We start from the raw sequence: 26,661 nt of genomic DNA, 5'->3' as shown, positions 1-26,661 counted from the left end.
GTCCGTCGTCGAAGGGACGAGGGAGGGCCTTTTCGGCCCTCCCGCCGGCTCAGGGCGCGATCGACCATTTTTCCGGCGTGGCCGCGAACGGCCCGCCGCCCGGCGCCGGCGTCCAGACGAAATCCTTGAGCTTGACCGAGGCGACGCCATAGCGATTGGCGACCCACATCGTGCCCCAGGGCAGGGTCTTGTTCATGACGGCGCAGACGTCCTGGTATTTCGTCGTCGCCTTGGCCTGATCGGTCTCGGCGACGGCTGCGTTCAGCGCGGAATTGAGCTCGGGGATCTTGATCTGCAGGAAGTTCTGGCCGACGGGCGGGATCTGGCTCTCGTTCAGCCCGAGATTGAGCGTTCCGGGGTCGGGGCCGTTCTGCAGGCCGGCATAGACCAGCGGGAAATCGGCCGGGTTCGACGTTCGCGACATGGCGATGGCGTTATAGCCCGCGGGGTCCAGGGCGCGCGGCACGACATTTATGCCGACCTGGGCGAGCATGGACTGGACGGCGGCCATGACATTGGCGGTCAGCGGGTTGTTGTAATAGGTCAGCCAGGTGATCGGCTTCGTGCCGTTGATCTTGTCCCAGCCGGCTTCCTTGAGCAACTGCGTCGCCTTGGCCGGGTCGTAGGCATAGGCGTCGAGCCCCTTCGGGATCAGGCTGCCTTCGACATAGCCGCAATCGGCCTTCTTGGCGGCACCCTTGTAGAGGCTGTCGATGATCGCGTTGCGGTCGATCGCATGCATCACCGCCTGGCGGACGCGGATGTCGTTCCAGAGCGGCACCTGGTTGTTGAAGCCGATATAGTTGGCGACATAGGAGGCGCCTTCGATGACCGTGAAATCCTTGTTGCCCTTGAAGGTCGGGACGTCGTCGGACTCGATATAGGTGAACTGGATTTCGCCGGCCCGCAGCGCCGAGATCGCCGCGGCCGCATTGGCGAAATAGCGGTTGATCAGCCGGTCGACCTTGGGCTTGCCGCCGCGATAGCTCTCATGGGCGGCGAGTTCGACGAAGCGATCGGTCTCGTAGCGCACGAATTTGAACGGGCCGGTGCCGATCGGCTTCGTCGACCAGAGCACGTTCTTCGCCATGTCCTCCGGTGCGATCGCCGAAAGCGCATGCGCCGGCAGGATCATCATCTTGGTCAGGCTGACGATCAGCGCGTTGTCGGGCCTGGAGAGCCTGACGACGACCGTGCGCGGGTCCTTGACCTCAACGCTGTCGATGGCCGCCAGGCGCGCCGACAGCAGGCTCGCGGTCTTCGGGTTCTTGTTGAGCGCGATGGTGAACTTGACGTCGTCGGCCGTGAAGGCCTGGCCGTCATGCCAGGTCTCCTGCGCCAGCTTGAACGTGTAGCTCAGCTTGTCGTCGCTGATCTCCCAGCTCGTCGCCAGGGCCGGCACGAGCTTGGTCAAGCCGGCATCATAGGTCACCAGCGGCTCGAAATAGGTGCTCAGCCAAGTGTAGCCGGCCGGCGCCGTCATCGGGTTGAAATTGCCCTGCAGGCCGCCGGGGCCGACATCGAAGCCGCCGGTGATCGTCTTCATCTGGGCGATGGCCGGCGTCATCATCGTGCCGGCCAGCAACGCGGCGCCGATCAGCGCCCTACGATACGTCCTCATGGTCATCGTAACCTCCCATCAGCTCGCCGCCTTGTTGGCTGCGATTATTTTTGAGATGCCGTGATAGTGGTGGTCGAGGCGCTCGCGCGCCGTCTCGGCGTCGCGTGTCGCGACGGCCTCGACGATCTCGTGGTGATCGCGCCAGGTTGCGACCGGATCGCGATTTTCGAGATTGATGAAATCCGAGGCCTTGACGAAGGCCTGCCAGAAAATGTCGAGCAGCTTCAGCAGCAGCTGGTTGTTCTGGCAGCGGAACAAGGTGCGGTGGAAGCGCCGGTCCTCCTCGAGGAAGCTCTCTCCTACATCGACCCTGGCCTTCATCTTTGCGGTGAGGGCGCGCAACTCGGCGATGTCGTCGGCGCCGATCACCTGCACCGTCCTGCCGATCAGCGCGCCTTCCAGCGCGCGGCGAATGGTCAGGAGCTCCTCGAAATCATCGAGCCTGCCGCGCAGGCCGAAGGCGAGGTTGTCGAGCAGCGGAGCGAAGGAAAAGTCGCTGACGAAGATGCCGATGCCGCGCCTGGTCTCGACGATGCCGACCGATTCCAGCGCCTTGACCGCCTCGCGCACTGAGTTGCGGCTGACGCCGAGCTGCTGGGCGAGGTCGTTCTCCGGCGGAAGCTGGCTGCCCGGAGGCAGGCCGCTCTCGTCGATATAGGCCTTGACGCTTTCCAGCACGGAGACGTGCAGCGATTGCGGCTTCACCAGGGGCCTGATCGTCCGGGTCACGGTCTTCGACCTCATCCTGTGGCACCGGCCGCGCCCGAGAGCGCCGGCGGCTTCCGCCCGATTGTTGAACGATATCTACTTGTAGGATATCCGTGAAGTCAACAAGTCGGCAGGAGGGGAAACGACGATGTCGGGAAAGCTCGACCGGGCGGGCAGGTGGGGCGCGCTGCGCGGCAATTGGGCAACCTTGCTGCTGCCGATCGAGTCGGATGGAGGGATCGATCTGTCGCGGCTCGCCAACGAGATCGACGTGCTGATCGCCGCCAGGGTCGACGGCATCTATTCGAATGGCACGGCCGGCGAGTGCCACAACCAGACCGAGGCCGAATTCGACGCGATCCAGCGTATCCTGGCCGAGCGCTGCAGCCGCGCGAACATGCCCTTCGTGATTGGCGCCTGCCAGCCCGATCCGAGTGTCGCACTTGACCGGCTGAGACGCGCCGTCGCGCATGCGCCGGACGGAATCCAGGTGATCCTGCCTGATTGGTGGCCGGTCAGCGATCCCGAGGCCGTGGACTTCCTGCAGATGGCCGCCGAGGCGGCGGGAGACATCCCGCTCGTGCTCTACAACCCGCCGCACGCGAAGCGTGTCCTGTCGCCGGCCACGCTTGGGGCCGTGCTGAAGCAGGTGCCGCAGGTCGTCGGCATCAAGCTCGCCGATGGCGATGCGGACTGGTACGCCGAAGCGCAGGCGCATCTGGACGACTGGGCGCTTTACCTGCCCGGCCACCATCTTGCGACCGGTGTCGAGGCCGGGGTCGCAGCCGGCGCCTTCTCCAATGTCGCCTGCCTCAGCCCGCGCGGCGCGCAAGCCTGGACCGAGATGATGCTGAGCGATATCGGCGCCGCCCGCGAGATCGAGCAGCGCATCTGCGCTTTCATGGATGCGCATATTCTGCCGTTCCGGCGCGACCACGGCTATTCCAACGCCGCGCTCGACAAGCTGCTCGCCGCCATCGGCAACTGGGCGCCGGTCGGGCCGCGCCTGCGCCGGCCCTATCGCTGGATCGACGCGGCCGAGGCGGAGCGGCTGAGGCCGATCGCCCGGCGCATGCTGCCCGAGATCATGGACGCGCGCTGAACCTAACCATGCCCTGACCGGTAGCGAAGCGAGGGAGTGCCATGCCTAGGATTACCGGGGTTCGCTGCGTCCTGCTGAGTTCGCCCTATGCCGATGCCGATGAGCGCGAGATCAGGGCCTGTTTCCCGAACGGACCGAAGCGGACGATCGGCATGGTCGAGGTGACGCTGGACAATGGCGTGACTGGCCTCGGCGAAGGCTATATCGCCGTGTTCGCACCGCTGGTGTTCAAATCGATCGTCGATCTCTGCGCGCCGCTGATGCTGGGCAAGGATGGCTTCGACATTCCGCGCCGGGTCAGGGACCTGCGCTCGCTCTGCGATTACTGGTCGCTCCAGGGCGCGGCGCGCCATGTCATCAGCGCGTTCGAGAGCGCCTTGCAGGACGCCAGGGGCAAGAGCCTCGGTCTGCCCGTCCATGAACTGCTCGGCGGCGCCCAATGCGATGCCATCCCGATCTATGGCAGCGGCGGCTGCTGCGACGCGAGGCACCAGTTCATCCGCGAACTCGACTTGCTCGGCGCGAAGGGCATCGCGATCTACAAGATCCGCTCGCTCAAGGCCGACATCTGGCGGACCGTCTGGGTGCTGGAGGAAGCGGCCAGGCGCGGCATAAGGGTCGGCGTCGACATGTGCCAGAATCTGGCCGATCCGCCGCAGCCCGTCGACGATGTCGTCGCCTTCGTCGAGGCCGTGCATGGCAGGACGGCTGAGCGCATGCTCTTCCTCGAAGAGGCCGTCGGCCCCGACAGCCCCGAGGCCTTTCGCGAGCTGCGCCGGCGCATCGACGTTCCCGTCTGCGGCGGCGAGATCATCACGACGCCGAAGGAAATGATCGAGCGCATGCGTGCCGGCTCCTATGCCTTCGTCCAGCCCGACGCCTCGGTGATCGGCGGTATCAGCGCGGTGATGGAGATCTTTGCCGCGACAGATGAACTCGCGACGGAGGTCGTCGTGCACGCCTGGGGCGGAGCGGCCGCGATCATGGCGAATTACCACGCCGCCTTTGCCGGTGGTGGCAAGCTGGTGGAATTCCCCATGCTCGATTTCCCGCTCGGCCGGGAGATGATCGGCGATCAGGGCCGGATCGAAAACGGTCGGCTCCTGCTCCCGACTGCGCCCGGCCTCGGCCTGACGCTGACGCCGGAGATGGAGGCGCGCTATCCTTTTGAGGCGAGCGCCGTCTATAGCTGCGTCCTGAAGGACTGGGGCCCGCCGCCGGACGAGGACTGGAAAGACTGTGGCGCGTCTGGTGGGTCCGCTTGATGGGAGGCGTCAGACCCTGCGGATATCCGCCGCAAGCAGAGCTTTTCCTCCGGCAGGGATCGTCCGGCCCTGGCCCCTTCCGCGAGAGATGGGGACGGGCGCTGGGACCGGCCGATCAATGCGCGCCTGCGCTGACGAAATTGCGCAGCTCCGGCGTCTGCGGGTTGGCGAAGAGCTCCCGTGACGGCCCGCTCTCCCAGATCTTGCCCTGATGCATGAAGATGGTCGTGCTGGCGACATTGCGCGCGAAGTTCATCTCATGAGTGACGAGCAGCATGGTCATGCCGCCCTTGGCGAGTTTTTCCATCACCAGCAGAACCTCGCCGGTCAGTTCCGGATCGAGCGCGGATGTCACCTCGTCGAACAGCATCACCTTCGGCCGCATCGCAAGTGAGCGGGCGATGGCGACGCGCTGTTGCTGCCCCCCGGAGAGATTGTCGGGATAGCTGTCGAATTTCTCGGACAGGCCGACCTGCGCCAGCACCTCGCGGGCCAGCGTCTCGGCCTGCGCCTGGGGCACGTTCTGCGTGATCCGCGGCGAGAGCGTGATGTTCTGGGAGACGGTCAGGTGCGGGAACAGGTTGTAGCTCTGGAAGACGATGCCGACATCCTTGCGCAATTCGCGCAAGTGTTTCGGATCCTGGTCGACGACATGTCCGGCAACCTCGATGCGGCCGGACTGGATCGCCTCCAGCCCGTTGATGCAGCGCAGCAGCGTGCTCTTGCCCGAGCCGGAGCGGCCGATCAGGGCGACGACCTGCCCGGGTTCGACGGTGAGGGAGACGCCCTTGAGAACCTCGAGGTTGCCGAAGCGCTTGTGGACGTCGTCAATGAGGACGGCTGGCATTCATCACCTGTTCGAGATGGCGGCTGAGCCGGGACAAGGGGAAGCAGATCGCGAAATAGATCAGCGCGACCAGCGTGAAGATCTGGAAAGGCTGGAAGGTCGCGTTGTTGACGAGCTGGCCGGCACGCGAGAGTTCGACGAAGCCGACGACCGAGACGATCGAGGTGTTCTTCACGAGCTGGACGAGAAAGCCGACGGTGGGCGGCAGCGAGATGCGGATCGCCTGCGGCAGGATGATGTAGCGGTATTGCTGCCCGCGCGTCAGCGCGAGCGAGGCCGATGCCTCCCATTGCTGGAAGGGGACGGACTGGATCGAGCCGCGCCAGATCTCGGCCAGATAGGCCGAGACATAGATCGAGAGCGAGGCGGACGCTGCGAGGAAGGGCGGCAGTTCCACGCCCATCGCCGAAAGCCCGTAATAGCTCATGAACAGAACCATCAGCACCGGAATCGACTGGATGACCAGGATGTAGCCGGCCGCGAAGCGGCGCAGCGCGGCGACTTGGGAGAGCCGCATGATCGCGAAGACACCGCCGATCAGCCCGCCGAGGATGAAGGCGACGCTGGTCAGAACCAGCGTCCAGCCGGCAGCGCGCAGGATGAAAAGCGCTTCGGGAAGCCCGAATGTGGTCATCAGGCTGCCTCCGCCTTGACATCGACGCGGGCGAGCCCGGAGACCGGCGCGAAGAGCCGCTGGCCGAGCCAGAGCAGGAAGACCTTCAAGCTCAGCGCCAGGAGGAGGTAGATCACGGTGACGATGATATAGGTCTCGAAACTGCGGAAGGTCCGCTGTTCGATGATGGCCGCGGCGCCCGAGAGCTCCTGCACCGAGATGAAGGAGCAGATGCTCGATGCCAGCATCATCAGGACGAACTGGCTCGACAGCGCGGGCCAGACCCGGGCGAAGGCCGGTTGCAGCACGACATACTGGAAGACCTGGCGTTTGCTGAGCGCGAGCGACAGGCCGGCCTCGAGCTGCGATTTGTGAATGGAGTCGACGCCGGCGCGGATGATCTCCGTCGCATAGGCGGCAAGGTTGAGCGTCATGGCCAACAGGGCGGCCTGGGTGCCCGACATGCGGATGCCGACCAGCGGCAGGCCGAAGAAGATCATGAAGAGCTGCACCAGGAACGGTGTGTTGCGCATCAGTTCGACATAGCAATCGACGGCAATGCCGGCCCAGCGGCCTGCCAGCGTGCGCAGCGCGACAAGCAGCACCGCGAAGATCAGGCCCAGCACGATMGCGCTGGCAGACAGGCCGATCGTCAGCATGATCCCGTCAAGGATGATGTCGGTTTCGGCGAGTACGGATTCGAACTGGAGCGACATGATCCCTCGTCAGTCTGGCGCGAGGCCCCGCCGCGCAGGATCTGCGCAGCGGGGACGATGCGAAACGGATCAGAAGGTTGGCAGCGGCGGCAGCGGACCGCCGACCCACTTCTCGGAGATCGCGTTCAGTTCGCCGTTCTGCTTGATGTAGTAGATCATGTTGTTGAGCCACTGCTTCAGCTCATAGGCGTCCTTGCGAACGGTCATCGAGTTCGGCTGCATGCCGAAGACGAACTTGAGCTCGGTCTCGGTTTCGCCGCGCGCCTTGATCGCGGCGTTCGCCTGGGCGTCTGGCCCGGCGATGGCTTCGACCTGGCCGGAGAACAGCGCCTGCATCGTGGTCGCGTCATCCTCGAAGCGCAGGATCGTGAGGTTGAGCTCTTTCTCGCGATTGGTGAATTCCCGCTCGACGCTGGATCCGCGATTGACGCCGACCTTGCGGCCCTTGAGATCGGCCCAGTCTTTGATGGGCGTGCCCTTCTTGGCGTAGATGCCGGTCTGGAAGGCGCTGTAGGGGATGGTGAACATCACCGCCTTCGCGCGTTCCGGTGTCGGCGCCAGCGTCGCGACGAGGAAGTCGACCTTGCCGGCCTCGAGGGCGGGAATGCGGGCCGGCGGCGTCAGCTGGACGATCTCGACCGGCAATCCGAGATACTTGCCGATCAGGGCGGTGACGTCGGCATCATAGCCGATCGCATTGCCTTGCGAGTCGACGGAGCCATAGGGCGGCGCGCCGATCAGCACGCCGACGCGGACCTTGCCGCGCTTGACGATTTCCGTGACCGACTGGGCCGAGGCATGAGCGGCCGGGAGCGCGCCGGCGCCCAGCGCGAACAGCATCCCGATCATTCTGAGATTCTTGAACAGGCTCATGGTGCGTTTCCTTGTTGCGATCTGCTTCATTGGCGACCGGCTTCGTGGCGTCCGGTTCGTTGAGAGGAGAGCAGGCGTGGTCGTTCAGGCAGTCTGGCGCGCCTCCCGTACGAGATTGATGAGGGGTTCCCCGGCGAAGCTGCGCTTGATGTTGTCGGCGATGGTCTGCTGGCGGCGCCGGATCGTCCCGCTCGTCCAACCCGACATATGCGGGGTCATCACGATGTTCGGCAGCTCGTGAAAAGGCAGCTCGGAGGGCAGCGGATTGGCGGAGGCCGGGCCCGGGTAGCGATACCAGGTGTCGATCACCGCCCCGCCGATGCGCTTGCCCTTCAGGGCCTCGAACAGCGCCGTCTCGTCGATCGTCGGGCCGCGCCCGACATTGAAGATCAGCGCGTCGCGGCGCATCGCCGCGAAGGCTGCGGCGCCGACGAGGCCATTCGTTTCCGGCGTCAGCGGCACGGAGACTACGATGGCGTCAGCCGAGCCCCAGAATTCCTCCAGCCGATCGAGCGTGAAGGCGCGGTCGACGAGATCGGAGACCGGGACAGCGCTGCGATTGGCGACATGGACCTTCATCTCGAAGGCCTTGGCGCGCCGCGCGATCGCCTTGCCGATATGGCCGAAGCCGAGCAGGCCGATGGTCTTGCCGACGATCTCGCCATGGACGCGCGCAGGTGAGCCGGCCCAATAGGCCCAGTCGCCGCGGCGCAGCTTCGCGTCGGCATCCGCCAGGGGGATATGCCGGGCCAGCAGCGCGCTCATGACATATTCCGCTATCGCCTGTTMATGGCCGAAGCAGTTACAGACATTGGCCACAGGCGGAAGCAAAGCAAGGTCGACCGCGTCATAGCCGGCACCTGGCACATGGAAGAGCTTGAGCCCGGACGGGACCGGCAGGCTGGCATCGAACTTCACGCCGATGATGACATCCGCCTGCGCATAGGCCTGCTGGTCGGCGCCGACGCCGAGCCCGTCCGGCAGAATGCGAATTTCGGCCCMGGGGCCGACGAGTTCGGCAAAGCCGGAGCTGAAGGAGGCGGCGTTCTCGCCATGGAAGATGATGCGCATGGGGTCCACTGGCCTGTTGCGTTTCAGGCGCCGAGCAGGGGCTCGACGCTGCAATCGAGTAAAGAAGGGTCGATGCGGGCCTCCATCTCGTCGAACATACTGTCGACGAATTCGATCAGCGCGTCGGAGGCCGCGACTGCGCGTTCGGCATGGCGGGTCGCGATCGCGTTCAGCACGGCGAGATGGTGGTCGATCGTGCCGTCGAGCGTGGTCTTCTCGGCCATGTAGCTGTGGTAAATGAAGCCGATGCGCCGGAAGATGGTGTGCAGCGGGCGCAGCGTGTGTTCGAGAAACGGCTCGCCCGCGGCGGCCAGCACCATCTGGTCGATCCTGCGATCGAGCGCATTGAACTCGGCAAGCGTCAGCCCGTCGCGCTTCTCGCGCAGCAGGCGTTCCATGTGCAGCATCTGGTTGCGATGCGAGGGGCCGGCGCGTTCTGCCGCGAGGCGAATGACGAAGCGTTCGATGTCGCGGCGCAGATGCAGCAGCACGCGTTCCCGGGCGAGGTCGATCGGCGCGATTTGCAGGCCATGACGCGGGCGGATGATGATCAGCGTGTCGGCGGCGAGACGGTTGACGGCATGATGCACCGGGGTGCGGCCGAAGCCGGTCAGGTCCTGCAGGTCCTGCATGGCGAGAAAACGGCCGGGCGCGAGCTCGCATTTGACGAGCAGTTCCTCGATCCGGTGATAGGCGAGTTCGAAGAGATTGATGCGATTGCGCCGTGGCGGCACGCTCGTCTCACCCTCTGCGACCAGCCGCGGGCGGCTTGGGCGCTTGGCCATGTCCCGTCTCCTCAGTCGTGGAACTCGTTGAACGGATCCATCTTGGCGTCGACCATAAACATGTTGTGATATTTTACAAGCACTCCTATGGTCGCCTCGTTTCGAGGGGGCGAGGCTGTCATCGGGCTCGCCTGTTTCGCACTCAACCAAGGCGTTCCCCGGCAAGAAACCCGGTGAAGAACGCCAGCCGCCAGGGAGGCAGGCCGTGAAGATCACCGCCATCGAGACGTTGCGGACCGAAGAATTCGCCAATGTCCTGTGGGTTCGCGTGCATACCGATGCGGGCATCATCGGTCTCGGCGAGACCTTCTATGGGGCAGGGGCGGTCGAGGCGCATCTGCACGACACGCTCGCCATGCGGCTGCTCGGAAAGAACCCGCTGCACATCGAGGCATTGCACAGAGAGATGACGAACCTGCCGATGGCGCAGGCCTCGACCGGCGTCGAGTCGCGTGCGACCTCGGCGGTCGATATCGCCTTGTGGGATGTCTTCGGAAAGGTTTGCGGCCAGCCGGTGCACCAGATGCTCGGCGGCCTCTGCCGTGACAAGCAGCGCATCTACAATACCTGTGCGGGGTACAAATATGTCCGCTCGCAGAACATCAAGCCGGTCTCGACCTGGAATCTGGGGGATGCATCAGGTCCCTATGAGGACCTCGACGGCTTCATGAACCGTGCCGATGCCGTCGCCGAGAGCCTGCTCGAAAGCGGCATCACGGCCATGAAGATCTGGCCCTTCGACCCGGCCGCGATCGAAAATCAGGGGCTTTTCATCAGCCCCGACCAGATGCGGAAGGCGATCGAGCCGTTCGAGAAGATCCGCAAGGCGGTAGGCGACAAGATCGAGATCATGGTCGAGTTCCATTCGCTCTGGAATCTGCCGACCGCGATCAAGATCGCCCGTGCGCTCGAACCCTACAGCCCGACCTGGTACGAGGATCCGATCCGGATGAACTCGCCACAGGCGCTGGCCGAATTCGCCCGTTCGACCACGGTTTCGGTCTGCGCCAGCGAGACGCTGGGCTCGCGTTTCCCCTATAAGGACATGCTCGACCACGACGCCATGCACATTGTCATGGCCGACCTGTGCTGGACCGGGGGGCTGACCGAAGGGCGCAAGATCGCCGCCATGGCGGAGACCTATCACCGCCCCTTCGCCCCGCATGACTGCATCGGCCCGGTCGGCTTTATCGCCGCGATCCATGCCTCCTTCAGCCAGCCCAACACGCTGATCCAGGAATCGGTGCGGGCCTTCTACACCGGCTGGTACAAGGAACTCGTCGACACCATGCCGGTGATCAAGGACGGTTATGTMCTGCCGATGGAAGGGCCGGGGCTCGGCGTCGAACTCCTGCCCGCCGTCTTCGAACGCTCGGACCTCATCGTTCGTCGCTCCAGCCTGTAAGGACGATGCCCATGACCAACCCTCTTTTCGATCTCACCGGCAAGACCGCGCTGGTGACAGGCTCCTCGCGTGGGCTCGGCCGCGCCATGGCGGAAGGACTGGCTGTTGCAGGTGCTCGCATCCTGATCAACGGCACGGACCCTGAGCGCGTCGCACAGGCCGTCGCGGAGTTCCGGGCGGCGGGCCACCAGACGGATGCGGCGCCATTCGACGTGACCAACGAGCCCGAGATTCTGCGGGCCTTCGAGGGCTTCGATGCCGCAGGTATTGCGGTCGATATCCTCGTCAACAATGCCGGCATTCAGTTCCGCAAGCCGATGGTCGAGCTCGCCACGGCGGACTGGCAGCGCGTCATCGACACCAACCTGACCTCGGCCTTCATGATCGGGCGCGAGGCGGCCAAGCGCATGATCGCGCGCGGCCATGGCAAGGTCGTCAATATCGGATCGCTGACGAGCGAACTCGCCCGCGCGACGGTCGCGCCCTATACGGTTGCCAAGGGCGGCATCAAGATGCTGACGCGGGCCATGGCGGCGGAATGGGCCGAGCATGGCATCCAGGCCAATGCGATCGGCCCGGGCTACATGATCACCGACATGAACCAGGCCCTGATCGAGAACCCGAGCTTCGACGCCTGGGTCAAGGGCCGCACGCCGGCCAGGCGCTGGGGCAGGCCGGAGGAGCTTGTCGGGGCCGCCGTGTTTCTGGCCTCATCGGCATCGGACTACGTCAACGGCCAGATCATCTATGTCGATGGCGGGATGTCATCGGTTCTGTGATGGACACCAGGCGTTTGTCGCCGCGCCACTCGCCCCGCCGCTTCAGACCGGCGCGAGGTTCAGCGCGGCGCGCGCCTCGGCGGGCGTGGCCGGTCGGCGGCCGTGGCGGCGGATCAGCTCGACGGCGAGGCTGATCAGCTCGGCATTGCCGCTCGCCAGCCGGTCCTTGCTGATGCGGATATTGTCCTCCAGCCCGGTGCGGACCGCGTCAGCGCCGCGGGCGAGCGCCCAGTCCATCACCCGCATTTGGTCGCGCCCGATGCCGGCGGCCGTCCAGGTGGCGCCCGGGATGACCCGCCTGGTCTCGGCGAGCAGGATGTCGAGCAGCACCTCGTCGGCCGGCATCGCATTCCGGACGCCCATCACGAACTGGATATGCGGGCGCGGTCCGATCAGCCCCTCGTCAACGAGGCGGCGCGCGGCGTGGATATGCGAGAGGTCGAAGATCTCGATCTCGGGTGCGATCCGATGCTCCAGCATCCGCGCCGCGAGATCGTTCACCAGGCTCGTCGGGTTCTCGTAGACGATCGTCGGAAAATTCACCGAGCCGGTCGAGAGCGAGGCCATGTCCGGACGATGCACCAGGCTCAGGCCGCGCGCCGCCGGGTCGCGCCCGCGGCCTCCGGTCGAGAACTGGACGATCATGCCCGGGCAGGCCCGGCGAATGCCGTCCTGCACCTCAGCGAAACGCTCCGGATCGGACGAAGGCGTCTCGTCGTCATGGCGGACATGGATATGGACGAGACTGGCGCCCGCCTCGAAGGCGGCGCGGGTCGAGGCGACCTGCTCGGCCGGCAGCACGGGCAGGTTCGGATTGTCCTTCTTGCGCGGCACGGAGCCGGTGATGGCGACCGCCACCACGACGGGACGAGTGGTCATGGCATCTGTCATCCCTGGTCTCCGCCGCCGGCCGGCAGCACGGTTCCGTTGATATAGGACGCATCGTCCGAGGCCAGGAACAGGATGGCGGCTGCGATCTCGCCGAGCTGTCCGTAGCGGCCGAGATGCGAGGCGCTGAGCGTCTGGTCGACGACCTGCTGCATCCACTGCTTGTCGGCCTCGGTCTGCACGTCGGTTCCCCGTGGAATCCGGCGGGGCGGCGCATCCACGCCACCCGACGCCACGGCGTTGACGCGGATATTCGTGCCCGCAAGCTCGAAGGCGAGCGAGGCGGTCAGCGCGTTCACGCCGCCCTTGGCCGCGGAATAGGGAATGCGGTTGATGCCCTTGGTCGCGATCGAGGAGACATTGACGATCGCGCCGCGTCCCTGCTCCAGCATATAGGGCAGCACGGTGCGGCAGCCCCACAGCGTCGGAAACAGCGAACGGCTGATCTCCGCGGCGATCTGGCGTTCGTCGAATTCCTGGAAGGGCCGCATCCAGATCGCGCCGCCGACATTGGTCACCAGCACGTCGATGGCGCCGAAGCTCTCCTGCGCGCGCGCCATCACCCGCTCATTCCCGGCGAAGGTCTCGAGATCCTCCTCCAGCGCGATGACGCGCCCTGGCCCGAAGGCCGAGGTGATCTCCTGCGCGACCTCCTGGACGATGGCCGAGCGGTCGACGATCGTCAGTCTTGCCCCTTCGGCGGCCGCATCCAGCGCCACCTGCTTGCCGACGCCCTGGGCCGCGCCGGTGACGACAAGGCTGCGCCCTTCGAACCGGCGGCCGCGCGTGGATGGCTGGGACATGGTCGATCTCCGGGATTATGCCGCCACGAGGGCGGGGACTGGACGGTTTGGCACCGTCGCCGGTCGGGCGGGCGGCGAAGGCCGCCGCGCCGCTTGGCGCTGTCCGTGACAGTCTATGGCGGGGCACCCTGGCCGGGTGCCAGGCCGGTGAGCGAGGGCCTCAGCCGGCGGTGACGTGGGTGCGGCTGACCTGCGTCTGCGGCACGCCCTCGCGCTCCTTGGTCAGCACGATGTCGAAGGTCGTGCGGGCGAACGGGCGGTTCAGACCGGCATTGCGGATCGCGTCCGCGTCGACGACGCGGTCCAGCGTGACGACGAGCTCGTCGCGGGTGCCGAAGGCGAAGTCCGTGTAGAGGTATTTGTCGCCGGTGAAGTTGAACTGCGTCGTCAGCTGGCGGTGGCCCGGCGCCGAAATGAAGTAATGGACATGGGCCGGGCGCTCAGCATGTCGGCCGAGTGCGGTCATCAATTGGCGCGTCGCGCTTTCCGGCGGGCAACCATAGCCATTCGGCACGATCGTGCGGGCGCGATAGTGGCCCTGTTCATCCGTCTCGATGCGACGGCGCAGATTGTAGGGCGCCTGCTCGCCATCGATGAAGGAATATCCGCCCTTGGAATTGGCGTGCCAGAGGTCGACGATCGCGCCGGCAATCGGCTTGCCGTCCTCGTCCGTGACCTGGCCTTCGATGATGAAGATCTCGCCGGGATCGGTGCCGTCATCCATGCGGGCCTCGCCCTTGGAGAGCGGCGCGCCGGGCACATAGAGCGGCCCTTCGATGGTGCGCATCGTGCCGCCCTTGAGACCGGCAAGCCGTTCGGCCTCGTCGAGCCGCAGGTCGAGGAAATGCTCGAGCACGATGCCGGGGACGAGCAGGCCGAGCTCGTCATTCTTCGCGGCCCTGCCGATGAAGGCGACCGCTGCCCAGAATTCGTCCATCGAGACGTCGCACTCGTCGATCACCTGCATGATCCGGTAGAGCAGCTGGGCCGTGACGGCCTTGGTGCGCGGGTCGCCCTTGTCATTGTCCATCCCGGCCGCACGGGCGGCGAGATCCTTCTTGTCCTCGTCGGAGATCAGGTTGATGGGCATGGCGGTTCCTCGTGTTCTGGTGATTGGCGGCCATTTCAGGCCGCAGCCGTTGTTTGTCAGCGGTCGTCGTCATGCACGGACGACGGGTGGCGGCAGAGTGCCGTGACCTTCACGTCCATGTAGGGGAAGAGGGGCAGCTCCGAGAGAATGTCGTGCAGCGCCTGCGGGCTCTCGACGTCGAAGATACTGGTGTTGGCATAGCGCCCGGCATGACGCCAGAGATGGCGCCAGAGCCCGGCCCGCTGCAGCTCCTGCGCACGCTTGCGTTCGCTCGCCTTCAGCGCGGTCGCCGTCTCGACCGGCAGGTCGGGCGGGATCCGGACATCCATTTCAACCTGGAACAGCATGATCTCTAGAACCCCGTCTTGGCGCGTGGCAGCACATGGACCGAGCGCTCGGTGCGGTCGCGCCGGAAGCGGCTCAGTTGAGCTTCGGACAGCGTCACGCCGAGTCCCGGCGCCGTCGGCACGGTGAGGCCGAAATCGGCATAGTCGAGCGGCGTCTCAAGGATCTCCTCGGTCAGCAGCAGCGGGCCGAACAGCTCCGTACCCCATTCCAGCTTGCCGATGGTCGAGAAGAGATGGGCCGAGGCCGCAGTGCCGATGCCGCCTTCCAGCATCGTGCCGCCATAGAGTCCGATGCCGGCGGMTTCCGCGATCGCGGCMACCTTGGCCGCGGCGAAGAGCCCGCCGGATTGTTCGATCTTCAGCGCGAACACGTCGGCGGCGGCGAGGGCAGCGATGGCGAAGGCGGTTTCCGGGCCGTTCAGCGCCTCGTCCGCCATGATCGCGACCGGCGTCTCGCGGGCCAGCCGGGCGAGCGCGCCGAGATTGCGGAAGGCGACGGGTTGTTCGATGAGCTCGACACCGGCGGCGGCGAGCGCCGGCAGCATCGCCGACGCGGTGGCTTCCGACCAGGCCTGGTTGATGTCGACGCGCACCGAGGCGCGGTCACCGAGCGCGCGCTTGATCGCAGCGACATGGGCGACATTGGCGCCGGGATCGCCCTTGCCGATCTTGAGCTTGAAGATGTTGTGGCGGCGGCGCGCCAGCATCTCCTCGGCTTCCGCGATGTCGCGGCCGGTGTCGCCGCTGGCCAGCGTCCAGGCCACGGGCAGCCGGTCATGCTGGCGCCCGCCGAGCAGTTCGGAAATCGGCAGGCCGACGCGCTGGCCGAGCGCATCGAGCAGGGCCGTCTCGACGGCGCATTTGGCGAAATGATTGCCCTGGACCGACATGGCGATGGTCGCCATCGTCCGGGCGATGCGGCTTGGATCGCTGGCGAGCAGGATCGGCGCGAGATAGGTATCGATCGCGAGCTGCATGCCCTCCGGGCTCTCGGGACCATAGGCCAGCCCGCCGATCGTGGTGCCTTCGCCAATCCCGACCACGCCGTCCGACAGATGCAGCCGCACGATCATCAATGTCTGGCGATGCATCGTCGTCATCGCCAGCTGGTGCGGGCGGATGGTCGGCAGATCGACCAGAATCGTCTCGACCTGTTGAATCCGCGGACCTTCAGACACGTTTCGCTCCCATATTCATTGAAGCAAAGGCTAGAACGCGCCATTCCCGGGGAACAGGATCGATTGGGTGTATTTTGATACCCGAAGGGTATGGAGCCCCGCGAGGGCGTGATTAGCGGGGCGGCCCCGCCTGCGCCTCGCATCGGGCACAAAAAAGAGGGACGCGACCGGCCTTTCGGCGGTCGCGTCCCGGGTTGTTCTCCCGGCTTCGCCTATGCCTGATGCAGCCGCATGAGGCTCACCGGATCGCCGGAGCGGCGGCGGCCGGTGCGGGCGAGGCGAGGGCGGCGCCGACTGCCGGCCGAACCATCAGCGTCGCCAGCGCCGCGATCACCAGCGGAATGGCAAGCGTCATGAAGTAGCCGGACGGACCCACGCCGGTCAGCAATGTGCCGCCGATCGCGGAGCCGATGATCGCTCCCGAGCGACCGACGCCGATGCCCCAGCCCGTGGCCGTTGCGCGCAGCTGCGTCGGGTAGGTATTCGAGATCAGATAGTTCAGCACGAGTTGCTGGCCACCGATGCCGAAGCCGGCAAGGGCGATGAGGGAGAAGACCAGCGGCCAGCGGTCGCCCGCGAAGCCCAGCCCGAGCGCAACCGCGATCCCGACGGCGAACATGCCGATCAGGAGCTTTCGCGGGTCGACCTTCGGCAGGAAGGACGAAAGCGGCAGGGCCATGATGATGAAGGCGGCGTTGACGACGACGGTACCATAGGCGGCCTGGGCCTTTTCCAGGCCGAGCGTTGTGAGCGCGGTCGGCAGCCAGAGCAGCAGCAGGAACCAGGCGATCCAGTTGAACAGGTAGATGGCGGAGATCGCGACGGTGACGCGGCGATAGCCCGCCTCGAACAGGCCGGCGATGGAGCCGCCATGCACGACCCTGCCGGCGCTGACGAGGCGCATCTGGTCGGGGATCGGCTGGCCGGTCATCTGCCGGAGCAGGCGGCGGGCCTCGTCCTGCCTGTCGTTCTGCTTGCGCGAGACGAGATAGGCGGGCGATTCCGGCAGGAGGAAATAGGTKATGACCATCAGCCCGAGCGGCAGGAGGCCTCCGACCAGGAAAATCCCGCGCCAGCCCAGGATCGGCAGCCAGCTCGCCGCGATCAGGCCGCCGAGCATGGCGCCGGCCGGCAGGCCGAGCAGCACCCCGGTGATCATCGTGCCGCGCCGGGAAGCGGGGCTGTATTCACCCGCCAGCGCCAGGAGCGAGGGCGTGGCCCCGCCCATGCCGAGGCCGATCAGGAAGCGCAGTACGATGATCTGCGTCGGCGATGTCGCGTAGGCGCCCATCAGGGAGAACACCCCGAATAGGAAGATGGCGATCAGGATCGCCTTGCGCCGGCCATAGCGGTCCCCGAAGCTGCCGAGGCCGATCGCACCGAGCGTCATGCCGATCGTGCTGGCGGTGATGACCCAGGTCAGGTCGGCGGCCTTCATGCCGAAATCCTGCGCGATCGCGGGTCCGATGAAGGCGATCGACTGGGTGTCGAAGCCGTCGAGCAGGGCGATGACGAAGCAGAGTGCGACCACGGCCCATCTGCGGCCCGTCATCGAACCTGCATCGATGATGTCCTTGATGTCTTGTGTGCCGGCGGGTGGACTGGACATGGGCGTTCCTCAGATCTGTGTTTTTTGTGGGTATGAACGGGAAAGATCGCGCCGTAGCTCGGCAGCGACGCGCTCGGCCTGCTCGATGGCGAGCAGATGGGCTGCGGGCGAGAGCACGACGAGGCGTGAGCCGGCGATGCCCGTGTACAGGGCTTCAGCCATCGCGAGCGGCGTCGCGGGATCCTCGCGGCCGGCGATCACGGTCGTGGGAGCAATCACCCGGTGCAGCAGCGGGCGCAGATCCATCCGGCCGATCGCCTCGCAGCAGGCGGCGTAGCCGTCCCGGTCGATGGCGGCGAATTCGCCAGCCACCGCGTCCGTGGCGCTGCGATGGGCGTCGCGGAAGCCCGGCGTGAACCAGCGCTCCATCGTGGCCGCGAGGATCGCTCGCGTGCCGTCGCGCCGCACCAGCCCGGCACGCTCCTCCCAGGCCTCGCGCGTCGGCATATAGGCCGTCGTCGCCATCAGGGTCAGGCCGGCCAGACGCGCCGGGTGCCGCGCGGCAAAGGCCTGGCCGATCATCCCGCCAAGCGAGAGGCCGGCGACATGGGCGCGCGTCAGGTCGAGATGATCGAGCAGGGCGGCGAGATCATCGGCAAGATCGGCGATCTCGAAGGGCGAGGGGCCGTGGTTCGAGCCGCCATGGCCGCGCGTGTCGTAACGCACGCAGCGATATTCGGCCGAGAGCTCGCTGGCGATGGCGTCCCACATCCGATGCGTGGTGCCGAGCGAATTCGAGAAGACCAGGGCCGGCGCGGAGCCCGGCCCGGTGACCGTGTAGAACAGGCGCAGGCCCGGTCCGGTTTCGAGATAGGGCATGATCAGGCTCGCCGGCTTCGGCCGCGGCGCCCCGACAGGGCAGCCGGCGCGCGTTTCGCAAGCCGCGCTGGCGCGGGCCGCAACGGTTCGGTCTCAGACATGGCTCTCCGGCGGCTCTGACGGCCAGCTCAGGTTCGCGGCGGAGTGTTCCTCCTGCGCGAACGCTTCTTCCCTGCTTGTCAGGCTAGGCAGGCATGGTGTCGCTGGACAGGATCGTTTTGGTGTAAATTAATACCCCTACGGTATGGAAGCCCGCTTCCCTGCCGATGCGGTGGGGAAGCCGGGCAGTCGCCCGCGAGCATGTGACAACCGCCGCGATGGCGGTCTCCGGGGTGCAGCCGCCCTGCATCGATCGGAGAGCGGGAGGAGCAGGCAGCGATGGATCTGCGTCATCTGCGCTATTTCACGACCGTCGCCGCCGAAGGCTCGTTCAGCCGCGCCGCCGAGAAGCTCCATATCGCCCAGCCGCCGCTGAGCCGGCAGATTCAGCAGCTGGAGGAGGAGCTTGGCGTGCGCCTGCTCGATCGTGGCCGGCCGATCACGATGACCGAGGCCGGGCGCTATCTCTTCGAGCAGGGGCAACAGGTGCTGCAGCGCGTCGAGGAGATGAGCGCCATGACGACGCGCATCGGCAAGCGCCTGGTGCTGCAGTTCAATGTCGGCTTCGTCGCCTCGACGCTCTACGACACGCTGCCGCAACTGATCCGCGATTTTCGCATCCTGGTGCCGGATGTCGAGGTCCAGCTCCTCGAGATGACGACGCTGGAGCAGATCTCGGCCCTGAAGGACGGTCGCATCGATGTCGGCTTCGGACGCCTGCGCTTCGATGACGACATGCTGGTGCGAAAGGTGCTACGCGAGGAAGGATTATGCGTGGCGGTCGGCKGGGCCCATGCGCTGCTGGCAAGCGGCCGGAAGCCGAAGCTGGCCGATCTCGAGGCGGAACCTCTGATCCTGTATCCGAAGGCGCCCCGGCCGAGCTATGCCGATCAGGTCCTGTCCTTCTATCGCGAGGCGGGGGTCAGGCCGCGCATCGGCATGGAGGTCCGGGACGTGCAGACCGCGCTCGGCCTGGTCGCCTCGGGCGTCGGGATTTGCGTCGTTCCGGCCTCGGTCCGGCGCTTCGGCCGCGACGATGTCCAGTTCCTCGATCTCGACGAGAGATTCACCAGCCCCATCATCGTCAGCTATCGCCGGAACGACACCTCGCTCCTGCTGCAGCAGATCATCGGACTGGCGGGCTGAGGGAGCGCGAGAGGCGCATCCGCCCGGCATCCTGCCCCCTGAGGGGCGGGCGTTCCTGGCTTCACAGGGGTTGAGCCTCCGAGACAGCTTTCAATCCTCGTGCTTCAGGGCGCCACGCGTCATCCAGCCGTGCCTGCCTGGCGGTCGCGACGCCGGCCTGCGCGACGGTATAGGCTGCGCGCAGGCAAAGATCCTCGCGCCAGGGCGGGGCGATCAACTGCACGCCGACCGGCAGGCCGGCCCCGAAGACCGGCACGGCTGCGACCGGCAGGCCGATGCAGGAGATCGGTTGGGTGAACAGGCCGAGATTGGGCCGCAGCGCGACCGTCTCGCCCCGCAGCACCATGGTCTTGCTGCCGATTTCCGGTGCGACGCAGGGCGTGGCCGGCGCGATGATCAGGTCGACCGTTTGAAACAGCTGCATCATCTCGTCATGGAACCAGCGCCGTGCCCGCTGCGCCTGGAGATACCAGGCCGTCGGCTGCAGCGCGCCGGCGAGGAAGCGGTCGCGGGTCTCCGGGTCGAAATCATCGGCGCGCTGCTGCAGCCGCGTGAGATGGAAGGCCGAACTCTCGCCATTGGTGATCAGGAAGGCAGCCGCCCGGGCGATGCCCGCTCCGGCGATATCGAGCGCCCGCGTCGCACCCAGCGCCTGCGCGACTGCGGCGACGGCAGCTTCCGCTTCGGGCATCCCATCGGTCGAGAAATAGCCGCCGGCGACCGCGATACGCAGGCCGTCGACGCCCTGCTTCAGCGTCGGCAGGGTCGCCTCGGCCGCCTGTCGCGCACAGGCCGGATCTCCCGCATCATGGCCCAGCATCAGGTCATAGGCCATCGCGAGGTCGGTCACGTCCCGGGCGAAGGGGCCGAGATGGTCGAGCGAGTCGCAGAACGGAAAGCTGCGCGTGCGCGGCAGCCGGCCATAGGTCGGCTTGAGCCCGAAGACGCCGCAAAGCGAACTCGGCACGCGGATCGACCCGTTCGTGTCGGAGCCGAGCGAGATCGGGGCGAGCCCCGCGGCCGTCGCGGCGCCTGATCCGGAGGATGAACCTCCGGCCACGCGGCTGAGGTCATGCGGATTGCGGCAGGGGCCGTCATGCGCGTTCTCGCCGGTGAAGTCATAGGCGTATTCGCCCATGTTCAGGCCGCCGAGCAGCACGGCGCCGGCTTCCGTCAGGCGCTCGATCAGCACGGCATCGCGCGAGGCGGGCGGGCGCTCGCGGTTGATCTTCGAGCCGGCCCGTGTCGGCAGGCCGGCAATGTCGAACAGGTTCTTGGCGGCGAAGGGCACGCCGGCGAGGGGGCCGAGGGGCGCGCCGGCTGCGTGGCTGGCATCGGTCGCGCGTGCCTGCGCCAAGGCCCTCCCGGCGGTGACGTCGGTGAAGGCATTGATCGCCGGGTTCAGGCGTTCGATCCGCTGGAGGAAGCCGGTGATGACCGCTTCCGCGGTCATCACGCCCTCCCTGATATCGGCCGCGATACGGTGGGCCGGTGCGAAGGCATCGAAGCTCACGCGGGCTCTCCGTCATGCGGGCGCCCGGCGCGGAACACGCCGGCCGGCTCGAAGCTGGCCTCGTCGACGGGCGCGGCGAAGACGATCTCGGACATGGCCTTCGCCACTGCCAGGAATTGCAGGACGACCGGACGCTGCTCCTCGCTGATCGCCAGGCCGAGCGCGGGCGCCATCGCATCGCAATGGCGCGCCGCATCGAAGACGGGTTTCGGTTCGCTCATTCCGCCGGCTCCAGCTTGCCGCGGGGCTCGGTGGTCATCGTCTTCGCCGCGGTCACGACGGAGAGCGAGCGCGCGCAGAGGAAGAGGAAGCCCGCGACGATCGCATAGGCGAGGCTGATCGAGGGTGTGACGCCGAACCCCTTGCCGATGCCGATCGCCTCGCCATGCATCAGGCCGAAATAGGTCAGGACGGCGCCCGCGGCCGCAAAGCCTGCGGCGTGGAGGAACTGCTTCTCGATGACGAAGACGGCGATGGCGCCGAGCACCAGCCCGGACAGGATCGCGCCACCGCCCATCAGTTCGAGCCCGTGATAGAGCACGCCCATATTGGCCATCTTGTCGATGCCGACAGCGGCCGCATTGGTCCCCGCCGCGCCGAGTGCCCCGTCGATCAGCACCTTGGCCCAGGCCGCGAGATGCGGCGTCAGCGCCAGGACGATGGCAGGCGCATGGCTTGCCGGCGTGGTCTGGAAGGCCTGCGCGCCGATCAGCATGCCGATATAGAGCAGGATCGGCGAGATCGCGACGAGCGGGATCAGCGCCAGCAGCAGGGCGATGACGCCGAACCAGCACAGCACGATCACGATCAGCCCGGTCGCGGCGGAATAGCCGATGCGCCCGCCCATCGCCTTCCAGCCGGGGTGGCCGATATAGACGGCGTTGATGAAGGGGTTGCCCATCAGGCAGCCGATCAGGCTGACGACGCCGTCGGCGGTCAGTACCCGCGTCGTCGGGTAATGGTCACCGGCCGCTTCCGCGCTCTCGACATTGTCCATGGCCTCGACGAGATCATAGATGCCGAAGGGGATCGCCGTGACGAGGATGATGCCGAGATAGGAGAAGCCGGAGAAGACATGGTCGACTGCCGGCAGCGGCAGCGAGAAACCGAAGGTCGAGAAGGCGGCGCCCAGCTTGGCGAGGCTCAGGCCCCCGACATCGAGCCCGAGCAGCGCCGACCCCCAGGCGATGACCATGCCGAAGGCGATGGCGACCAGCCCCGCCGGGATGCTGCGGGGATAGCGCACGCCGCCGAACCAGCTGACCAGGATGATCGCAAGGCAGGTGAGACCGATCGCCGGTGTCAGGAAAATCTCGAGTGCCGGGCGCATCGAAATGAAGGCGATCGAGACGCCGGCCAGCGTGCCGAGCAGCGCCGCGCGCGGCGTGACCTTGCGGATATAGGGCGCGATGAAGCCGCCGGCCATCAGGATGAAGCTCTGGAAGAACACCCAGACGAGCCCGGCCTCCCAGCCCTTGATCGGATCGCCGGTCATGCTCGCGATCGGCAGCATGATCACGAAGGTGACGACGAACATATGCGGCACGCTGATGCCCGAGGGCAGGGCGCAGACATCGTCGCGGCCGGTTTCCCTGGCGAGCCGGTAGGCGAGCCAGGCGTAATAACCGGTCGAGAGCAGCATCATCAGACCAAGCGCGGGCAGGATGCGGCCGAAGACGATCTCAGCAGGCATCTTCAGCACGAATTGCAGAAGCCCGGTCAGCACCAGCAGATTGACTAGGATATTGGTACCGAAACCGAACAGGGCGTTCCAGTCGCCCGGCGTCCACAATTGTGGCCTGCTTGTCGCGCTCGTCATGGTCTTCACCTCCGCGCTTGGATCACGCTGCGTTTGGAAGAAATCGTCAAAACGCGGAAAACGTGAACAAATCTAATAGTTTAGGGCATTCTTAACGCGAAAAACCGTTGCCGCTTTTCCGCAGCTTGCTCTAGGCAGCCCGGTCCTTGGCTGCGAGGGCGGCCAGCACCGCATCCGTGGACGAGACCCAGCCGAAAATGCCGCCCTGGGCTGCGATCATCGCCAGGCCCACTCTGTGGAATTCCGGAAAGTACGAGGCGCAGGCGTCGCCGAGGACGAGACAGCGATAGCCCCGGTCATTCGCCTCGCGCACGGTGGTGTGGACGCAGACCTCGGTCGTCACGCCACTGACGAGCAGCGTCTCGATGCCGCGATTGCGCAGCATCAGGTCGAGATCGGTCTGGTAGAAGGCGCCCTTGCCGGGCTTGTCGATCACCGGTTCGCCGGGCAGCGGCGCCAGCGCCGGCACGATGTCATGGCCGGCCTCGCCGCGGACGAGGATACGCCCCATCGGCCCCGCCGCGCCGATGCGTGTGGCCGGATCGCCGCGCAGCACCTTGGCCGGCGGCGCGTCCGAGAGATCGGGCCGGTGGCCCTCGCGCGTGTGGATTACCAGCATGCCGGCGGCGCGGGCTCCTGCGAGCATGGCCTTGCAGGGCAGGAGCGCCGCGCCGAGCAGGGCGACATCATTGCCGAGCGCGGCGCCAAAGCCGCCCGGCTCCAGGAAATCCCGCTGCATGTCGATGATCACGAGCGCGGTTCGCGCGAAATCGACGCTGATCGGGAAGGGCTGGGCTGCAATCTCGGACCGGCTCACGAAAGGCGCTCCCGTCGCTGGCGAACGGAACAAGCTTTGCAAGGGCTGTGCCTGAGCGCGGGTTGCGGCCCCGGAGTTGCGGGCGGTTCCAGCTAAGGATTTGAAATCGCTTGATCAATTTGAGCGTCAGAGGGGCGCGATCGGCGGATCGCACGGGTCCGGCTGCGCAGCGCGGCCGATGCAGGTGGCGGCATGCATAATCTTCGCATGCATCTCGCAAGCAATTGCTCATTTCATAGGCTGGAAAGAAGAGGGGCTATCTCGTGAGCACAATGACCATGCTTCTCGCTGATCATCTTGCCGGCCGGCGCACGATCCCGGAGACGATTGCGGCAGCCTATGCGCGCTATCGCGACCATGACGACGAAGCGATCTTCATCAGCCTGCGGCTCGAAACGGAAGCGCTGGCCGAGGCGGCGCGCCTGCAGGCCGAGGGCCCACGGGGTCGCAGGCTCTGGGGCGTGCCCATCGCGGTCAAGGACAATATCGATGTCGCCGGGCTCGCCACCAGCGCGGCATGTCCGGCTTTCTCCTATCTCCCCGTCGCGGATGCCGGCGTGGTTGCGCGGTTGCGGGAAGAGGGCGCGATCATCATCGGCAAGACCAATCTCGACCAGTTCGCCACCGGCCTGAACGGCACGCGTTCGCCCTATGGCGTGCCGCGCAACGCCTTGCGCCCCGATCTCGTGCCGGGAGGCTCGAGCTCCGGCTCCGCCTGCGCGGTTGCGGCCGGCATCGTTCCTGTCGCGCTCGGCACCGACACCGCGGGGTCGGGCCGGGTGCCCGCCGGCCTGCAGAACCTCGTCGGCCTCAAGCCGAGCCTCGGCCTGGTCTCGACGGCGGGCGTCGTTCCGGCCTGCCGCACGCTCGACTGCGTTTCGGTGTTCGCGCTGACCGTCGATGACGCATCGGCCGTCCTGGAGGTGATCGCCGGCCCCGATGCGACCGACCCGTTCTCCCGTTCCATACCGTTCGGGCGGCCGGGCGCACTGGCGCCGCATCCGCGGCTCGCCATCCCGCGCCCAGCCGATCTCGATTTCGACGGCGCTCCGGCGGCGGCGGCGAGCTTTGCCCTTGCGGTCGAACGGGCGCGAGCGCTGGGCGCGATCATCGTCCCCATCGACATGACGCCATTCTACGAGACCGCCCGGCTGCTCTATGACGGGCCCTGGGTGGCGGAGCGCTATCTCGCCATCCGCGACCTGCTGATGGCCGAACCCGAGGCGATCCTGCCGGTGATCCGGCAGGTCATCACGGGGCGGCCGCTGCCGGATGCGGCCGAGGCCTTCGCGGCGCAATACCGGCTGGCCGGGCTTGCTCTCTGCGCCCGGGCCGCTCTGAAGGGCATCGATGCCATGATGGTGCCGACCGTGCCGCGGCCGGTCACGCTGGCCGAGATGGCGACAGACCCGATCGGCCGGAATTCGCTGCTCGGCCGCTACACCAATTTCGTCAACCTGCTCGATATGTGCGCGCTCGCCGTGCCGGTGAGCCTGATGGAGGACGGCACCGCAGCCGGCGTCACCTTGATCGCGCCGTCCGGCCAGGATGCGTCGCTGGCCAGCCTCGGGCGGGCCTTCCATCAGGCGTCGGGACTGACGCTGGGCGCGACCGGCCTGCCGCTGCCGCCGGCGAACGAGCCGGCCACTGCCGCGCCTGGCATGCTTGAGATCGCCGTTGTCGGCGCGCATCTCTCGGGCATGCCCCTGAACGGAGAATTGACCGCGCTCGGCGCGATCTTCCAGCGCGCGACGAGTACAAGCGCCGAATACCGCCTCTTTGCCCTGCCGGGCGGACCGCCGGCGCGGCCGGGCCTGATCCGGGTCGGGCAAGGGGGAACTCCGATCGCGCTCGAGGTCTGGGCGCTGCCTCCCGAAGGCTTTGGCCGTTTCGTTGCCGGCATTCCTTCGCCGCTCGGCATCGGCACGCTGGCGCTGGCCGACGGCACGCGGGTCAAGGGCTTTCTCTGCGAGCAGATCGCGACCGAGGCGGCGCGCGACGTCAGCGAGTTCGGGGGCTGGCGGGCCTATGTCGCAGCGCAGGGCGCGCGTCAGGGCGCGCCCGCATAGCTCCTGAACGCATCGCGCACGATGCCGATATGGGCGCGCATCGCCTCGCTCGCGCCGGGCTGGTCGCCGCGCAGGATCGCCTGGACGATCAGGTCGTGCTCGCGATAGGAGCCGCCGAGCCGCCCGGTCGCCCGGAACTGCGCCCTGCGGAACGGCGCGACCCGGGCGCGCGTCATCAGCGTCAGCTCCGCCAGATAGCCATTATGCGATCCGGCATAGATCGCGGCGTGAAAGGCCTCGTTGGTCTCGTGATAGCGCGCGGGATCGCCCTCATGCACCAGCGCGCGCAGGGCCTGGTGCAGCCCTTCGAGCCCGCGCCGTTCGGGCACGGTCATGTTGCGGGCGGCGAGCCCGGCGCAGAGCGCCTCCAGCTCGGCCATGGCTTCGAACATGTCGTCGAGCTGCCGCGGGGTCGGCAAGGCGACAACCGCCCCGCGGTGCGGCCGGACGCTGACGAGGCCCGAGGCGGACAATTGGCGGATCGCCTCGCGCACGGGTGTCCGCGAGACGCCGAACCGCGCCGCCAGATCCTGCTCGTCGAGCGGCGTCCCCGGTTCGAGCGCACCGGAGACGATCTCGTCGGCGATCTGAAGGCGCAGCGCCTCCGTGCGCGTCGGCGCCGGGGCTGCGGGCTTGGCTCTGACGGGGAGGGCGCGGGGCGGCATGGCATCAGCACCGG

At 66.8% G+C, this 26,661-nt stretch carries 26 protein-coding genes; 6 read left to right on the top strand and 20 right to left on the bottom strand.

Going from position 1 to position 26,661, the window contains the following annotated elements:
* Nucleotides 1-49: 49 nt before the first annotated feature.
* Both AC1DIO_RS04410 and AC1DIO_RS04405 read right to left on the bottom strand, forming a co-directional pair.
* The gene (locus AC1DIO_RS04410; protein ID WP_441504617.1) at nt 50-1,627 is read right to left on the bottom strand and encodes an ABC transporter substrate-binding protein; all 1,578 of its coding nucleotides are present in this window, start codon (nt 1,625-1,627) and stop codon (nt 50-52) included.
* A gap of 12 nt (nt 1,628-1,639) precedes the next feature.
* Nucleotides 1,640-2,365, bottom strand: coding sequence for a FadR/GntR family transcriptional regulator (locus tag AC1DIO_RS04405; RefSeq protein ID WP_441504616.1), 726 nt, complete (start codon nt 2,363-2,365; stop codon nt 1,640-1,642).
* Nucleotides 2,366-2,477: 112 nt separating this feature from the next.
* Between AC1DIO_RS04405 and AC1DIO_RS04400 the strand changes: the two genes are divergently transcribed.
* Entirely contained in the window at nt 2,478-3,431 is a 954-nt protein-coding gene (locus tag AC1DIO_RS04400) for a dihydrodipicolinate synthase family protein (protein WP_441504615.1), read from the top strand.
* A 41-nt stretch (nt 3,432-3,472) separates the two neighbouring features.
* Nucleotides 3,473-4,696 carry a mandelate racemase/muconate lactonizing enzyme family protein gene (locus AC1DIO_RS04395; protein WP_476853155.1) on the top strand — a complete coding sequence of 408 codons (1,224 nt, stop codon included), beginning with the start codon at nt 3,473-3,475 and terminating at the stop codon, nt 4,694-4,696.
* 115 nt (nt 4,697-4,811) lie between these two features.
* On the opposite strand, the gene AC1DIO_RS04390 is transcribed toward AC1DIO_RS04395, so the two are convergent.
* The 6 genes from AC1DIO_RS04390 to AC1DIO_RS04365 all read right to left on the bottom strand — a co-directional run bounded on the left by AC1DIO_RS04390 (nt 4,812) and on the right by AC1DIO_RS04365 (nt 9,601).
* Nucleotides 4,812-5,543, bottom strand: a complete 732-nt coding sequence (locus AC1DIO_RS04390) for an amino acid ABC transporter ATP-binding protein (RefSeq protein ID WP_476769725.1) — start codon at nt 5,541-5,543, stop codon at nt 4,812-4,814.
* Nucleotides 5,524-6,177 (bottom strand): amino acid ABC transporter permease, encoded by a 654-nt coding sequence (locus AC1DIO_RS04385; protein WP_441488518.1) that lies wholly within the window; start codon nt 6,175-6,177, stop codon nt 5,524-5,526. The genes AC1DIO_RS04390 and AC1DIO_RS04385 overlap by 20 nt, the downstream gene beginning before the upstream one ends.
* Nucleotides 6,177-6,872, bottom strand: coding sequence for an amino acid ABC transporter permease (locus AC1DIO_RS04380; RefSeq protein ID WP_113516339.1), 696 nt, complete (start codon nt 6,870-6,872; stop codon nt 6,177-6,179). The genes AC1DIO_RS04385 and AC1DIO_RS04380 overlap by 1 nt, the downstream gene beginning before the upstream one ends.
* 69 nt (nt 6,873-6,941) lie before the next feature.
* On the bottom strand, nt 6,942-7,745 hold the full coding sequence (locus AC1DIO_RS04375; protein WP_441504612.1) for a transporter substrate-binding domain-containing protein: 804 nt from the start codon (nt 7,743-7,745) through the stop codon (nt 6,942-6,944).
* A gap of 84 nt (nt 7,746-7,829) precedes the next feature.
* Entirely contained in the window at nt 7,830-8,816 is a 987-nt protein-coding gene (locus tag AC1DIO_RS04370; protein ID WP_476853154.1) for a 2-hydroxyacid dehydrogenase, read from the bottom strand.
* A 23-nt stretch (nt 8,817-8,839) separates the two neighbouring features.
* Nucleotides 8,840-9,601, bottom strand: coding sequence for a GntR family transcriptional regulator (locus AC1DIO_RS04365; RefSeq protein ID WP_441504610.1), 762 nt, complete (start codon nt 9,599-9,601; stop codon nt 8,840-8,842).
* Between the two features lie 205 nt (nt 9,602-9,806).
* On the opposite strand from AC1DIO_RS04365, the gene AC1DIO_RS04360 reads away from it, so the two are divergent.
* The gene (locus AC1DIO_RS04360; RefSeq protein WP_441504609.1) at nt 9,807-11,006 is read left to right on the top strand and encodes a mandelate racemase/muconate lactonizing enzyme family protein; all 1,200 of its coding nucleotides are present in this window, start codon (nt 9,807-9,809) and stop codon (nt 11,004-11,006) included.
* Nucleotides 11,007-11,017: 11 nt separating this feature from the next.
* Nucleotides 11,018-11,785 (top strand): SDR family oxidoreductase, encoded by a 768-nt coding sequence (locus tag AC1DIO_RS04355; protein ID WP_441504608.1) that lies wholly within the window; start codon nt 11,018-11,020, stop codon nt 11,783-11,785.
* 42 nt (nt 11,786-11,827) lie between these two features.
* Here the strand turns inward: AC1DIO_RS04355 and AC1DIO_RS04350 are convergent, their stop codons facing one another.
* From AC1DIO_RS04350 to pcaD, 7 genes are all read right to left on the bottom strand, one after another.
* Nucleotides 11,828-12,664, bottom strand: coding sequence for a 3-oxoadipate:acetyl-CoA acetyltransferase (locus AC1DIO_RS04350; protein WP_441504607.1), 837 nt, complete (start codon nt 12,662-12,664; stop codon nt 11,828-11,830).
* A gap of 8 nt (nt 12,665-12,672) precedes the next feature.
* Nucleotides 12,673-13,476 carry a benzoate diol dehydrogenase BenD gene (benD, locus tag AC1DIO_RS04345; protein ID WP_441504606.1) on the bottom strand — a complete coding sequence of 268 codons (804 nt, stop codon included), beginning with the start codon at nt 13,474-13,476 and terminating at the stop codon, nt 12,673-12,675.
* A gap of 160 nt (nt 13,477-13,636) precedes the next feature.
* Complete coding sequence (locus AC1DIO_RS04340) at nt 13,637-14,566, bottom strand: dioxygenase family protein (RefSeq protein ID WP_441504605.1); 930 nt, start codon at nt 14,564-14,566, stop codon at nt 13,637-13,639.
* 56 nt (nt 14,567-14,622) lie between these two features.
* Nucleotides 14,623-14,913, bottom strand: coding sequence for a muconolactone Delta-isomerase (gene catC, locus AC1DIO_RS04335; protein WP_043230486.1), 291 nt, complete (start codon nt 14,911-14,913; stop codon nt 14,623-14,625).
* A gap of 5 nt (nt 14,914-14,918) precedes the next feature.
* Complete coding sequence (locus tag AC1DIO_RS04330) at nt 14,919-16,091, bottom strand: muconate/chloromuconate family cycloisomerase (RefSeq protein ID WP_476853153.1); 1,173 nt, start codon at nt 16,089-16,091, stop codon at nt 14,919-14,921.
* Nucleotides 16,092-16,329: 238 nt separating this feature from the next.
* Nucleotides 16,330-17,700 (bottom strand): MFS transporter, encoded by a 1,371-nt coding sequence (locus tag AC1DIO_RS04325; protein WP_441504603.1) that lies wholly within the window; start codon nt 17,698-17,700, stop codon nt 16,330-16,332.
* Between the two features lie 9 nt (nt 17,701-17,709).
* Complete coding sequence (gene pcaD, locus AC1DIO_RS04320) at nt 17,710-18,519, bottom strand: 3-oxoadipate enol-lactonase (protein WP_441488506.1); 810 nt, start codon at nt 18,517-18,519, stop codon at nt 17,710-17,712.
* Nucleotides 18,520-18,897: 378 nt separating this feature from the next.
* Between pcaD and AC1DIO_RS04315 the strand changes: the two genes are divergently transcribed.
* Entirely contained in the window at nt 18,898-19,764 is an 867-nt protein-coding gene (locus tag AC1DIO_RS04315; RefSeq protein WP_476853152.1) for a LysR family transcriptional regulator, read from the top strand.
* 61 nt (nt 19,765-19,825) lie between these two features.
* Here the strand turns inward: AC1DIO_RS04315 and AC1DIO_RS04310 are convergent, their stop codons facing one another.
* The 4 genes from AC1DIO_RS04310 to AC1DIO_RS04295 all read right to left on the bottom strand — a co-directional run bounded on the left by AC1DIO_RS04310 (nt 19,826) and on the right by AC1DIO_RS04295 (nt 23,913).
* Nucleotides 19,826-21,217 carry an AtzE family amidohydrolase gene (locus AC1DIO_RS04310; RefSeq protein ID WP_441504854.1) on the bottom strand — a complete coding sequence of 464 codons (1,392 nt, stop codon included), beginning with the start codon at nt 21,215-21,217 and terminating at the stop codon, nt 19,826-19,828.
* A 56-nt stretch (nt 21,218-21,273) separates the two neighbouring features.
* Nucleotides 21,274-21,498 (bottom strand): DUF4089 domain-containing protein, encoded by a 225-nt coding sequence (locus tag AC1DIO_RS04305; protein WP_441504601.1) that lies wholly within the window; start codon nt 21,496-21,498, stop codon nt 21,274-21,276.
* Entirely contained in the window at nt 21,495-23,096 is a 1,602-nt protein-coding gene (locus AC1DIO_RS04300) for a regulator (RefSeq protein ID WP_441504600.1), read from the bottom strand. The genes AC1DIO_RS04305 and AC1DIO_RS04300 overlap by 4 nt, the downstream gene beginning before the upstream one ends.
* A gap of 130 nt (nt 23,097-23,226) precedes the next feature.
* Nucleotides 23,227-23,913 (bottom strand): cysteine hydrolase family protein, encoded by a 687-nt coding sequence (locus tag AC1DIO_RS04295; protein WP_441504599.1) that lies wholly within the window; start codon nt 23,911-23,913, stop codon nt 23,227-23,229.
* Between the two features lie 278 nt (nt 23,914-24,191).
* Between AC1DIO_RS04295 and atzF the strand changes: the two genes are divergently transcribed.
* Complete coding sequence (gene atzF, locus AC1DIO_RS04290) at nt 24,192-25,982, top strand: allophanate hydrolase (protein WP_441504598.1); 1,791 nt, start codon at nt 24,192-24,194, stop codon at nt 25,980-25,982.
* Here the strand turns inward: atzF and AC1DIO_RS04285 are convergent.
* Nucleotides 25,964-26,647: a GntR family transcriptional regulator gene (locus AC1DIO_RS04285; protein WP_441504597.1), complete on the bottom strand. Its 684-nt coding sequence runs from the start codon at nt 26,645-26,647 to the stop codon at nt 25,964-25,966. The genes atzF and AC1DIO_RS04285 overlap by 19 nt on opposite strands.
* Nucleotides 26,648-26,661 lie beyond the last annotated feature (14 nt).

The organism is Allobosea sp. 05T439, from assembly GCF_056396005.1.
This window is presented reverse-complemented; position numbering and strand designations above follow the sequence as displayed.